Origin of the sequence: Verrucosispora sp. WMMA2121 (assembly GCF_027460185.1) — a bacterium.
In the GTDB taxonomy this organism is placed as follows: Bacteria; Actinomycetota; Actinomycetes; order Mycobacteriales; family Micromonosporaceae; genus Micromonospora; species Micromonospora palythoicola.
Window position 1 is genome coordinate 3,153,241 of record NZ_JAPZBH010000006.1, and the last position, 12,047, is coordinate 3,165,287.

Genomic DNA, 12,047 nt, shown 5'->3' on the forward strand with positions numbered 1-12,047 from the left:
CATGCGGCTATCCCGCATCATCATGGCGCTCACGGTCGGTCTGGCCGTGGTGGCCGTGCCGGCTGCGGCGGGGGCGGCGCAACCGCAGCCGCAGCCGTCGCCAACAGTCACCGATCCGCCCCAGCCACCGCCGTATCCGCCGGTGCTGGCGTCGCTGACGGTGAACCGACCCACCATCTTCATCGGTGAGACGGTCATCCTCACCGGCCGCAACTTCGGGCCGAACGAGACGGTGGACATCGTCGTCTCGGTGTCGCCGCTGGCCGCGCCGGCCGCCGGTACGGCACGGCGCAGCGACGGCAGCACCGTCGCCATGGCACCGGTGGCATTCCAGGCCAGCGCCCCGTTGAGCTTCACCGCCCGGACCAACTCCGAAGGGGTCTTCACCCGGCGGTACACGCCCTCGGTGACCGGCCTGCTCACCTTCACCGCGACCGGCCGGGAGTCCGGCCGCACCGCCTCGACCCAGCTGCGGGTGCTGCCCAAGAAGAAGCCGCACCTGCCGGTCACCGGCAGCAGCCTGGACACGCCGATGAAGGTCGGCGGCGGGCTCGTCGCCGCCGGTGCCGTCCTGCTGCTCGGCACGCTGGTCTGGCGGCGGCGCAACCGCTTCGGTGCGGGTGGCGCGAGCTGACCCACCATTCCGGGCAGGGCCCGGAGACCAAGGTACCGGTGCCCGCCGCTCCCTCCGACGGGCACCGGTACCGTTGCGCCCGACACCGGGCTGTGCGCCGGCACCGCCTCGGCGACCCGGCGGAACCGTCGATGTCCGGCCCGGCCCGGGCCTCGGTTGCGTCGCGCGTCCTCGGATACGGTCCGTCACCACCGTCCGGTGCGCCGCGGTCCGTTGCCAGCTCAGGCCCGGGTTCAACGCCCGGTCGACTGATCCGTCCCGCCTCCTGGCGCGTACCCCTCGGTAGGGGACCGTGGAAGGGGAGACCGATGGCCGGATCGGTGCGGGACGGACAGGATCGAACACCAGCCGGGTCGATCCCGGTGTCGCAGGTCGAGATGTCACTGGCGACGCCCGCCGACGTCGATGCGGCACCACCGGATCGGTCGAGCTGGTCGCCGGCTGCCCGGCTGCTGGTCGCCGCCGTGGTACTGGTGCTGGGTCTGGGAGCGGTCGCGGTCGTGGCGATCCTCTCCGACCCGTACCGGCTCGGCCTGGTCTTCTCCGGCGGAACGGACCCGGTGGCCGGCGCGACCGCCGTGCCGGACGACGCCGGCGGACTGGGCGGTGCCGCCCGGGCCGCGCGGGAGAACCCCGAGCAGGTGTGGACCGCACCGTTGCACGATCGACGGCGGGCCAGCTTCGAGCTGGTTGACGGGCTCGACCGCGTCGACCTGCGGGTCACCGAGCTGGGGGAGGAGCTGTACCGCGTGGTCAGCCCCGCCGGGTCCGGCGCGCGGGCACGTCCGGTACTGGTGGGCGATCGGATGGCACTGCGGATGGAGCGGGTCGGCGAGCAGCCGGGCACGGTCGAGGTGCTGCTGAACGCCCGGGTGTCCTGGCACCTGCGGCTCACCGGCGGGGCCGCCGAGCGACGGGTGGACCTGAGCGCCGCCCGGCTGTCCGGACTGGAGCTGGTGGGTGGCGCGACCCGGACCGACCTTCGACTGCCCGGCGTCGACAGCCCGCTCGTGGTGCGGGTCACCGGTGGGGTCAACCAGTTCGACGTCACGGTCACCGACGGCGTGCCGGTACGCGTCCGGGCCGGCTCCGGCGCCGGAGCCGTCGAGGTGTACGGCGAGCGCCGCGACGGCGTCGCCCCGGGTACGGTGCTCGGCTCAGCGGGCTGGGACCGGGCCGCCGGACGGATCTTCCTGGACCTGGTGGCCGGTGCCAACGTGGTGACCGTACGCGGCGGTTGAGCCTCCTCCGGGCGCCGGCTCGCCGACGAGCGGGCGGGCGACCGGAGCGGGCGTAGAGTCGAACCGTGGAGCGTGCCGAAGCGATGCCAGCGCAGACCCGACCACCCGGTGTGGCGACGGTCGATCCCGGCAGTGTGCTGCTGCCCGGCCACGACGTGCCGCTGGGTCGGTACACCACGGTGCGCCGGCTGCTGCCGCAGCGCACCCGACGGCTGGTCGGTGCCTGGTGCTTCGTCGACCATTTCGGACCCGACGACGTGGCCGAGCGGCCCGGCATGGAGGTGCCGCCGCACCCGCACACCGGCCTGCAGACCGTGACCTGGCTGCTCGACGGCGAGATCCTGCACCGCGACAGTCTCGGCAACCAGCAGCCGATCCGTCCCGGTCAACTGAACGTGATGACCTCGGGTCACGGCATCGCCCACTCCGAACGCTCACCGGCGCGGCATCCGCCCCTGATGCACGGGGTGCAGCTGTGGGTGGCGCTGCCGGACGGGGCCCGGGCCGGCGCGCCCGACTTCGCCCACCACGCCGAGCTGCCCCGGTGGCGCGACGGGGATCTCGACGTCACCCTGCTGGTCGGGGAACTGGCCGGGGAACGCTCACCGGCGCGGGTGCACACCCCGCTGCTCGGTGCGCAACTGGAACTGGCCGGGCCGGCGCCCGCCGGACTGCCGCTGCGGCGTGACTTCGAGTACGCGCTGCTGGCCCTCGACGGTGCCGGCGAGGTCGACGGCCTGCCGCTGACCCCCGGTGCGCTGCTCTGGCTCGGCTCGGGACGGGACGCGCTGAGCCTGCGTGGTGAGCCGGGCAGCCGGTTGATGCTGCTCGGCGGCACACCGTTCGAGGAGCCGCTGGTGATGTGGTGGAACTTCGTCGGCCGGGACCACGACGAGATCGCCGCCGCTCGCGAGGACTGGATGGCCGGCCGGCGGTTCGGGGTCGTCGCCGACGACCCGGACCCGCCGCTGCCCGCCCCGGCGCTGCCCACCGTCCGACTCAAGGCCCGGGACCGCTCCGGCGGCTTCCACGGCTAGGCGTTCGCTGGCAGGTCTCTTCCGCTCCCACGCCGACGACGGCCAGCAGTGTGTCCAGGGTGTCCAGGACAGCGGTCAGCCGCCAGGAGGAGACGATGTCGAACGCGTGCTGGCCACCGGGCAGTTCGAGGTGGACCACCGGCTGTGACGACTCGGCCCGCAGCTTCTCCGCAAGGGCGCGCGCCGTGCCGGCGGAGGTGTAGTTGTCCAGGCTTCCGTGCGCGATCAGAAAGGGCGGTGCGTCGGATGCCGGCAGCGCGAACGGGGTCGACGTGACCGCCTCGTCGGCGCCGCGGCCGTAGTAACGGCCGTAGTAGCCGTAGAGGCAGACCGCCGCGGCCGGCCGTTCCTCGGGCTTCGCGCGCAGCGCGTGCAGAGAGATCAGATGGGCCCCTGCGGAGCTGCCCGCCAGCACGACCGTCGTGGCGTCCGCGCCGTGCTCTCCGGCGTGCGTACGCGCCCAGGCCACCGCGGCCTCGGCGTCGGCGAGGTGCTCCTCGAAACCCGCCCCGGGGCGGAGCCGGTAGGTCGCGCTCACGCACACCCAGCCGCGGGCGGCGAGGTGATGCAGCAGGCCACGAGCCTCCCAGTTCTTGCTGCCCGAGAAGTAGCCGCCGCCGTGGAAGTAGACCAGCACCGGGCCACCCGTGGGTCGGTCCCGGCGGCGCAGGACGTCGAGCCGCTGGCGCCGGTGGTCGCCGTAGCGCAGGTTGCGCAGTCGCCGCACGGAACGGGGTCGGATCGGCAGCGGGGTGAGGGCGGTCCGCCACCAGCTGCGCCGAGCCGGTGCGCGGTCCATGCCGGCCGCTCGCAGTGCGGCGCCGGCGACGGACCTCGAACGGGCGGCCCGGCGGGTCAACAGGATCAGCATCACCGCGGTCGCCACCGCGCCCGCCAGCAGGACGCCCGACAGCACGTCGGTGCGCAGGTCTCCGCTCCAGATCGCCGCGGCGGTCGAGGCGGCGAGCAGCGCCAGGACCAGGTGCGGCACCTCGTTCACCACCATCCCGGCCAGGAAGGCGGCCCGCGCCAGCAGCCGTGGTCGAGTGGGTGGGACCAACGCGGCGGTGGTGGCCAGGCCGAGCACGAGGACGTGCACCAGGTAGTCGTTCGACACGGGCTCCTCCTCTACAGATGTCGAGGCCTGCTACTCTACACCTGTAGAGCATCGGGAGGGGAAGCCCATGGTGACCGAGCGTCGGACCGTGATCGCGGATGCGGCGATCACCACGCTGGCCAGGGCAGGTGGACGTGGACTCACGCACCGGGCCGTGGACCGGGAGGCGGGGCTTCCGATGGGCTCGACCTCCTACTACTTCCGTACCCGGGCGGACCTGCTCCGGGCGGCCGTCGATCGGCTGGCCGAGCTGGACGAGGCGGCCATCGCCCCCGCCGCCGCCGGGCCCCTCGCCGCAGACCTCGCGCGCGTGGTCGACCGGCTGCTCGGCGCCGACCGGGAGCGGCTCCTCGCCCGCTACGAGCTGGCACTCGAATCCGTACGACGCCCCGAGCTGCGCGGGTTCCTGGCGGCCGGCACGCACCGGGTGCGTGGTGCCATCGAGCAGCGACTCCGCGAGCGTGGCGTGACGAGCCCACGGGAGGTGGCTGACGCCGCGCTCGCGCTCATCGACGGACTGCTCCTCGCCGAACTCACCGCGACCGAGGGGCAGCAACGCGGCCGCGCCGAGCTGGAAGGCACCCTCGCGAGGCTGGTGGGTGCCGAGTGACCCCAGGTCCGGCCGGACCAGCCGACGACCTACCGATCCGACAGTCGACAGTTCCGCAACGCTGGACCGGCGCTGAGATCTGGGCCCAGGCAGCCGGGCGTGGTCCGGCGTACTCACCCCGGGCGCGGGTAACAGCCGCCCATGCCCACCACGGTTGCCACGATCGAGGACAGGAAGCGGTTGGCGCGCCGGCTCGCCGGCAGTGGCCGGGGCTTTGCCGAGCAGTACGGCTTCCGGGTCACCAACAACCCGTCCAGCCTGTTCCAGCTGCTCTGCCTGTCGGTGCTGCTGGCCCGCCGGGGAGATTTCCGGCGGGCCGTCGACGGTGCGCACGCGCTGCCCGACGCGGGCTGGGACAGCGCGGCCCGGCTGTCCGGTTCATCCCGCTCCGATCGGGTCAGGACGCTGCGCGACAGCGGCCAGCGCGGTGACATCGAGGCGCTGGCCGACCTGCTGGGCGAGTTGGCCGGTGCGGTCGTCGGGCGCTACCGGGGCGACCTGCGGCGGCTGCGGTCGGCGGCGCGCCGTGACCCGACCCGCGAGCGGGCACTGCTCACCGCCCTGCCGGGGGTCGACGACCGGGTTGCGGACCTGTTCCTGCGCGAGGTGCAGGCACTGTGGGGCGAGGTCGCGCCGGTCGCCGACCGGCGGGCGCTGACCGCGGCCCGACGGCTCGGACTGGGGCGCTCCGCCGAGGATCTCGCCGGGCTGGCCGGGGGCCGCGAGTCGGAGCGGCTCGCCTGGCTGGTCGGCGCGCTGGCCCGGATCGACCTGGAGGGGCGATATGCCGAGCTGACAGGATGAGGCCCTTTGTCGGCACCCACTGTCCGTTCGGCTGATGACGTGCGGTAGGCTGGCCGCAGTAACGCACAGCCACCCGGTTCGGGTGGCTGTCGGCCGCCTGGTGGCCGCGACCCGGTTCGGGCGCACACCGTCGCCAGGGCAGGCGGTTACTCAGGAGCGCCCCCGGCCGCGGTTCGCGGCCGGGGCGTCCCCCTGTCCGAGCCGCCCGGCTAAATGCCGCGCAGGTGCTGTGACACCCGCTGGTGCCGCTTGTCGCGCCCCTGGGCACCACGCTGCGCGTCGGTGATCTCGGGCGCCGCGTCGATGCCGGCCGACCGGGCCACCTGGTTGCCGTTGGCGTAATCCACCGGAGGCAGCGCGCGTAGCGCCTGCAGTACCTCCGGCGGTGCCCCTTCCCGCTCGGCCTCGCGCAGCACCTCGTCCTTCCCGGCGGGGTAGTCCAGGCTGGACAGGTACTGCAGGACGTCGGCGTAGCTCGCCATGGTGTCGACTCCTCCCGGGCCTCGATCCGGCCACGACCGGGCGCGGATACCCGACGCGGGACAGCTCACGCGCCGAGGTCGACGAAAATGCGGTCGCCGTTTCCGTACCGGTCGGCTGGGTAAGCGCCGGCCCGAGGGGGTACGCGATGAACTACGACACCTTCGTCGACCAGGTTGCCCAGCGCACCGCCACCTCGTCGTCGCGGGCGGCAGAGCTGATCCGGGCGACGCTGGAGACGCTGGCCGAGCGACTCACCGGTGGCGAGGTGCTGGACCTGGCCGTTCAGCTGCCGGCCCCGCTGCGGCTGCCAATGCGCCCGACACCGGACATCGAGGCGGCGGAACGGTTCGGCGCCGCCGAGTTCGTCGCCCGGGTGGCCGTGCGTGCCGGGGTGGCCGAGCCGGCCGCCCGGGACGCGGTCCGGGCCGTCTTCACGACACTGCGGGAGGCGGTGACCGGCGGAGAGTTCGACGAACTGGTGGTCCAGTTGCCCCGCGACTACCGCGACATGGTCGAGCCCGCCCTGGCCCCCGGTGCGACGTTGCGCCGCCGTTGAGCGGTTGTCGCCCCGCGATGTCAACCGACCGCTCCGCTGGCGCGTAACTGGGCGACCCGGTTCCGGTCGAAGCCGGCCTCGGTGAGCACCTCGTCGGTGTGCTCACCCGGCCAGGGTGGCGGCCGCCGGATCGCGGTCGGTGTGGCGGAGAACCGGGGCGCCGGCGCCGGCTGGACGACCCCGTCGCGGAGCACGAACGTCCTCCGGGCGGCCAGGTGCGGGTGCTCCGACGCCTCCTGCCAGTCCAGCACCGGCGCGGCGCAGGCGTCGGAGGCGGTGAGCAGCGCCGCCCACTCGTCCCGGGTACGGGTGCGGAACAGGCGCGCCCAGGCGGCCCGCAACGCCGGCCAGTTCGCCGGGTCGGTCCGGTCGATCGGCCCGTCCGGCGGGAGTGGGAAACCGGTACGCCGGACCAGTTCGTCGTAGAAGTGTGGCTCCAGTGCGCCGACGGCGAGGTACCGCCCGTCGGCGCACTCGTAGGTGTCGTAGAAGGGTGCCCCGCCGTCGAGCAGGTTGACCCCGCGCGGGGTACGCCACATGCCGAGCTGTTGCAGCGCGTGGATCTGGGTGCTGAGCACCGCGACGCCGTCCACGATGGCCGCGTCCACCACCTGGCCGGTGCCGCCGCCGCGGACCGCGTACAGCGCGGAGACGACACCCAGGGCGAGCATCATGCCGCCGCCGCCGAAGTCGCCGAGCAGGTTCATCGGCGGCACCGGAGGCTCGCCGGCCCGCCCGATGCCGTGCAGCGCGCCGGTCAGCGCCAGGTAGTCGATGTCGTGTCCGGCGTACGGGGCGTTCGGACCGTCCTGACCCCATCCGGTCATCCGGCCGTAGACGAGTGCCGGGTTGACCGCCTGGCAGTCGGCCGGGCCGACGCCGAGCCGCTCGGTGACCCCGGGCCGGAACCCCTCGACGAGGGCGTCCGCGTCGCCGACCAGGGCCAGCACCACCTCGCGTCCGTCGGCGGACTTCAGGTCGACTCCGATCGAGCGGCGTCCCCGGTTCAGCAGATCGGGGTGCGGGGTGCCGAAGACCGAGGCGTCCACCTCGGTGACCCGGTCCACCCGGATCACGTCGGCGCCCAGGTCGGCCAGCATCATGGCGGCGAACGGCCCGGGGCCGATCCCGGCCAGTTCCACCACGCGTACGCCGGCCAGCGGGCCGGTCGCCAGGTCTGCGCTCACCGGGTCACGATAGGCGCTCGGATCGGGACCGGCGGGCCGCTCGTCGTGAGCGGAGCCACTGCGGCGGGCAGCGCCCCGCGTGGCGGGCGGAATTCGGCTGCCCTAACCTTGGCAGCACGAGGGGAGTACTTCCCACGAACCATGCCGGTCAGTACGGCGCGCCCGGAGCGCGCCTCGGGTGGTTGCCCACGAAACGTGGGTGAAGGAGACCTCGAACATGACACGGTGTTCGAGGAGGCCTCATGTCCGATTTGTCTGTCGCGGCCGGTCTGGATTCGGTAGGCACGCCCTCGCTGTGGGCGATCACGATCCTTGGCGTGCTCGCCCTGCTGGTGCTCGACTTCCTGGTGACCAGGCGCCCGCACGAGGTGTCGCTCAAGGAGGCACTCGGCTGGAGCGCCTTCTACATAGCCCTGCCCCTGGCCTTCGGCGCCTGGGTCTGGCACCGGTACGGCTCCGAGCGGGGCTTCGAGTACCTCACCGGTTACCTGGTCGAGAAGTCACTGTCGGTCGACAATCTCTTCGTCTTCATGCTGCTGCTGGCCGCCTTCGCGGTGCCCACCGAGCTCGCCCAACGGGTGCTGCTGTTCGGCATCACCGGAGCGCTGGTGCTGCGCGGCATCTTCATCGCCCTGGGCGCCGCGGCCCTGCAGACCCTGGACTTCGCCTTCCTGATCTTCGCGTTGATCCTGCTGTTCACCGCCGCCAAGCTGCTCCGCGACGCGTTCACCGGGCACGAGCAGTCGGTGGACATCGGCACCATGCGCTCGGTGCGACTGCTGCGCAAGTTCATGCCGGTGGTCCACGAGTACCACGGCACCAGGATGACCGTGCGGGTCGACGGACGCCGGGCGCTCACCCCGCTCGCGCTGGTGGTGGTGGCGGTGCTCGCCACCGACGTGGTCTTCGCCGTCGACTCGGTGCCGGCGGTGTACGGCATCACCGAGGACCCGTACCTCGTCTTCGCCACGAACGCCTTCGCCCTGTTGGGCCTGCGGGCGCTGTACTTCGTGCTGCACGCGGCGCTGAGCCGGCTGGTCCACCTCACCTACGGTCTGGCGATCATCCTGGCCTTCATCGGCGTCAAGCTCGGCCTGCACTGGGCGCACGGCATCTGGGAGGGCGTCCCGGAGATCCCCACCGTGGTCTCGCTGCTGGTCATCCTCGGCGTGCTGACCGTGGTCACGATCACAAGCCTGCGGGCCACCCGCAACGTGGTGCCGGGATCCAAGGAGGTCGTCACCGAGCGGAAGTGAGAGTTCCCGGCCCGGTGCGCCCGGGCCGGTCGAACCCGCCCGTGGCGGTGTGCGCCGTGGTAGGACTGAGCGGTGGGTATCGTCACACCGGGCTTCCAGGGTCGGCCGCGCGCCGACGCCGCGGATCTGCCACCCGGCCAGTACCTGACGCCGGACTTTCCCGTGCTCTCCGCCGGCCCGACGCCTCGGGTCCCGCGCGAGCAGTGGGAGTTCGTGATCAGCACCGAGACCGGTACGGAGCATCGGTGGAGCTGGGCCGAGATGATGGCGCTGCCGCAGGAGACGCCGACCGTCGACATCCACTGTGTCACCCGGTGGTCAAAGCTCGGCACCACCTGGCGGGGAGTCTCGTTGGACACGCTGCTCGACGGCGTGGAAACCGCCGCCGACTACGCCCTGGCCCACTCCTACGGCGGATACACCACGAACCTCCCGCTGGAGGACCTGCGTGACGGGCAGGCCTGGCTCGTGCACAGCTACGACGGCGACGACCTGCCGGCCGAGCACGGCGGGCCGGCGCGGCTGCTGGTACCGCACCTCTACTTCTGGAAGTCGGCCAAGTGGGCGCGCGGCATCCGGCTCACCGTCGAGGACACCCCCGGTTTCTGGGAGACCGCCGGCTACCACGACTACGGCGACCCGTGGCGTGAGCAGCGGTACCAGGGCGATTGACCGGGCGGATGAGCTGGCGGGCGGCCCGGTTGGTGGCGGACCGGGCCGAGACACCGACAGCGAGAACCCTGGTGCTGGAGGTGCCGGGCTGGCCGGCCCACCTGCCCGGCCAGCACGTCGACATCCGGCTCACCGCGCCGGACGGATACCAGGCCGCCCGGTCGTACTCGCTCGCCGCGCCCGCCGACGGCGACCGGATCGAGGTGTGCGTCCAGCGGGTGACCGACGGCGAGGTGTCGCCGTTTCTGGTCGACGGCTACCGCGAGGGCGACCCGGTCGAGGTACGTGGCCCGATCGGCGGCTGGTTCGTGTGGCGGCCACAGCAGACCGAACCGGTGCTGCTGGTCGCCGGCGGATCGGGGGTGGTGCCGTTGATGGCCATGATCAGAGCCCGGCGGGCGGCCGGAAGCCGGGTCCCGTTCCGGCTGATCTACTCGGTGCGCACCCCCGACGACGCGTTCTACACCGAGGAACTGCGACGCCGGGTACGTGACGACGCCGGTCTCGACGTGGCCCACGTCTACACCCGGCAGGCGCCCGAGGGATGGCGCGGCGAGCCGCACCGGCTCGGCCTCGCCGATGTCAACAACAACGGCTGGCCGCCGGAGCTGGAGCCGCTGGTGTACGTGTGCGGACCCACCGGTTTCGTGGAGGCCGTCTCCGATCTGCTCGTCGGGCTGGGGCATCCGGCGCGACGGGTACGCACCGAACGTTTCGGCCCGACCGGTTGAGAGGAGGCCGCGGATGACCGCGCTGCCCTACGTGGACGGCAACATGCTCGACGGTCCGTTGGGGGAGGTGTTCGCGGTCGACCTGAGCACCGCCACCGCCCGGTGCGCCAACTGCGGCACCCCCGGCCCGGTGGCCGGGCTGCGGGTCTACTCGCACGCGCCCGGCCTGGTGGGGCGCTGCCCGACCTGCGTCGAAGTGATGTTGCGGCTGGTCCGTGCCCCTGACCGTGCCTGGCTCGACCTGCGCGGCGCCACCTTCCTCCAGTTCCCGTTGCCGCCAGAACGCACCCGCTAGACCCGGCGACGGGCGATCGGACGTTTGCCGGCGCGGATCGCGGGAACCGGGCCGGAATGACGAAGCCTCGTGTAGTGATCGTGGGGGCCGGGTTCGCCGGGTACCACGCGGCGAAGACGTTGACCCGGTTGGCCCGCGGTCGAGCCGAGATCGTCCTGTTGAACTCGACCGACTACTTCCTGTACCTGCCGCTGCTGCCGGAGGTGGCGGCAGGGGTGGTGGAGCCGGGCCGGATCGCGGTGCCGCTGTCCGGCACGCTGGACGGCGTGCGGGTGGTCATCGGTGAGGCGGACAGCGTCGACCTGCAGAACCGGTGGGTCGGCTTCACCCAGCCGGAGGGTGACCGCAACCGGCTGGCGTACGACCGGTTGGTGCTGGCCGTCGGCAGCGTGAACAAGCTGCTGCCGATTCCCGGGGTGACCGAGTACGCACACGGCTTCCGGGGCCTGCCCGAGGCGCTCTACCTGCACGACCACGTGGTCCGGCAGATCGAACTCGCCGAGCAGGCCGAGGATCCGGCCGAACAGCAGGCCCGCGCCACGTTCGTGGTGGTGGGTGCCGGATACACCGGTACCGAGGTCGCCGCGCACGGCATCCTGTTCACCGACGAACTGGCCGCCCAGCACCCCCGGCTGAAGATCCGGCCAAGGTGGATGTTGCTGGACGTCGCCCCCCGCGTGCTGCCCGAGCTGGACCGACGGATGTCGGTCACCGCCGACAAGGTGCTGCGACGACGCGGGGTCGACGTGCGGATGGGCACCTCGGTGGCGGTCGCCACCTCCGACGGCGTCAAGCTCACCGACGGCGAGTACGTGCCCACCTGCTCGCTGGTCTGGTGCGTCGGCGTACGCCCCGACCCGTTCGTGGCCGAACTGGGCCTGCGGACCGAGAAGGGGCGGTTGGTCGTCGACGAGTACCTCAACGTCCCCGGATTCCCCGAGGTCTACGCCTGCGGCGACGCCGCCGCGGTGCCCGACCTGACCCGGCCCGGTGAGATCTGCACGATGACCGCCCAGCACGCGCAGCGACAGGGCAAGCTGGCCGCGCACAACATCGCCGCCTCGTACGGGCAGGGACGCCGCCGGCCGTACAAGCACCACGACCTCGGCTGGGTGGTCGACCTGGGCGGCAAGCAGGCCGCCGCGAACCCGTTGAAGGTGCCGCTGTCCGGCCTGCCCGCGAAGGCGGTCACCCGCGGTTACCACCTGCTCGCGATGCCCGGCAACCGGGCCAGGGTGAGCGCGGACTGGTTCCTCGACGCCGCGCTGCCGCGCTCGGCGGCGCAGCTCGGACTGATCTCCGCCACCGCCGTACCACTGGAGAGCTCGTCGCCCGAGATGCCCGTGCGGGTCCGCTGACCACGGGGCCGACCGACGTGGCGTGCGGTCGTGGGGGTACCCACGACCGCACGGCTGACATCTCGG

14 protein-coding genes are annotated in these 12,047 nt (G+C 72.8%); 11 read left to right on the top strand and 3 right to left on the bottom strand.

Translation table 11 applies throughout. The features are described from left to right. Window position 1 precedes the first annotated feature (1 nt). The 3 genes from O7605_RS23090 (at window position 2) to O7605_RS23100 (ending at window position 2,912) form a co-directional block, all read left to right on the top strand. The gene (locus O7605_RS23090; RefSeq protein ID WP_269741094.1) at window positions 2-634 is read left to right on the top strand and encodes a hypothetical protein; all 633 of its coding nucleotides are present in this window, start codon (window positions 2-4) and stop codon (window positions 632-634) included. 308 nt (window positions 635-942) lie between these two features. Beyond that, the gene (locus O7605_RS23095; RefSeq protein ID WP_269741095.1) at window positions 943-1,875 is read left to right on the top strand and encodes a hypothetical protein; all 933 of its coding nucleotides are present in this window, start codon (window positions 943-945) and stop codon (window positions 1,873-1,875) included. Between the two features lie 83 nt (window positions 1,876-1,958). Continuing rightward, entirely contained in the window at window positions 1,959-2,912 is a 954-nt protein-coding gene (locus O7605_RS23100) for a pirin family protein (protein ID WP_443084002.1), read from the top strand. On the opposite strand, the gene O7605_RS23105 is transcribed toward O7605_RS23100, so the two are convergent. Further along, entirely contained in the window at window positions 2,875-4,029 is a 1,155-nt protein-coding gene (locus O7605_RS23105; protein WP_269741097.1) for an alpha/beta hydrolase, read from the bottom strand. The genes O7605_RS23100 and O7605_RS23105 overlap by 38 nt on opposite strands. A gap of 67 nt (window positions 4,030-4,096) precedes the next feature. Here O7605_RS23105 and O7605_RS23110 point away from each other — a divergent pair, with 67 nt between their 5' ends. Together O7605_RS23110 and O7605_RS23115 are read left to right on the top strand one after the other, a co-directional pair. Beyond that, a complete protein-coding gene (locus O7605_RS23110; RefSeq protein ID WP_269741098.1) occupies window positions 4,097-4,639 on the top strand; it encodes a TetR/AcrR family transcriptional regulator in 543 nt (180 codons plus the stop codon). Window positions 4,640-4,780: 141 nt separating this feature from the next. Next, entirely contained in the window at window positions 4,781-5,443 is a 663-nt protein-coding gene (locus O7605_RS23115) for a hypothetical protein (protein WP_269741099.1), read from the top strand. A 209-nt stretch (window positions 5,444-5,652) separates the two neighbouring features. Here O7605_RS23115 and O7605_RS23120 read toward each other — a convergent pair whose 3' ends face one another. Beyond that, window positions 5,653-5,925, bottom strand: coding sequence for a DUF2795 domain-containing protein (locus O7605_RS23120; RefSeq protein ID WP_269741100.1), 273 nt, complete (start codon window positions 5,923-5,925; stop codon window positions 5,653-5,655). Between the two features lie 146 nt (window positions 5,926-6,071). On the opposite strand from O7605_RS23120, the gene O7605_RS23125 reads away from it, so the two are divergent. Then, window positions 6,072-6,482: a DUF2267 domain-containing protein gene (locus tag O7605_RS23125; RefSeq protein ID WP_269741101.1), complete on the top strand. Its 411-nt coding sequence runs from the start codon at window positions 6,072-6,074 to the stop codon at window positions 6,480-6,482. A 20-nt stretch (window positions 6,483-6,502) separates the two neighbouring features. Here the strand turns inward: O7605_RS23125 and O7605_RS23130 are convergent, their stop codons facing one another. Then, window positions 6,503-7,669: a CaiB/BaiF CoA transferase family protein gene (locus O7605_RS23130; protein WP_269741102.1), complete on the bottom strand. Its 1,167-nt coding sequence runs from the start codon at window positions 7,667-7,669 to the stop codon at window positions 6,503-6,505. 242 nt (window positions 7,670-7,911) lie between these two features. Between O7605_RS23130 and O7605_RS23135 the strand changes: the two genes are divergently transcribed. From O7605_RS23135 to O7605_RS23155, 5 genes are all read left to right on the top strand, one after another. Next, window positions 7,912-8,925 (top strand): TerC/Alx family metal homeostasis membrane protein, encoded by a 1,014-nt coding sequence (locus O7605_RS23135; protein WP_269741103.1) that lies wholly within the window; start codon window positions 7,912-7,914, stop codon window positions 8,923-8,925. A gap of 72 nt (window positions 8,926-8,997) precedes the next feature. After that, window positions 8,998-9,597 (top strand): sulfite oxidase-like oxidoreductase, encoded by a 600-nt coding sequence (locus tag O7605_RS23140; protein ID WP_164447298.1) that lies wholly within the window; start codon window positions 8,998-9,000, stop codon window positions 9,595-9,597. Window positions 9,598-9,605: 8 nt separating this feature from the next. After that, window positions 9,606-10,328, top strand: a complete 723-nt coding sequence (locus O7605_RS23145) for a ferredoxin reductase (protein WP_269741104.1) — start codon at window positions 9,606-9,608, stop codon at window positions 10,326-10,328. A 13-nt stretch (window positions 10,329-10,341) separates the two neighbouring features. Next, on the top strand, window positions 10,342-10,623 hold the full coding sequence (locus tag O7605_RS23150) for a DUF6510 family protein (protein WP_164447296.1): 282 nt from the start codon (window positions 10,342-10,344) through the stop codon (window positions 10,621-10,623). A gap of 56 nt (window positions 10,624-10,679) precedes the next feature. After that, on the top strand, window positions 10,680-11,981 hold the full coding sequence (locus O7605_RS23155; protein ID WP_269741105.1) for an NAD(P)/FAD-dependent oxidoreductase: 1,302 nt from the start codon (window positions 10,680-10,682) through the stop codon (window positions 11,979-11,981). Window positions 11,982-12,047: the final 66 nt, after the last annotated feature.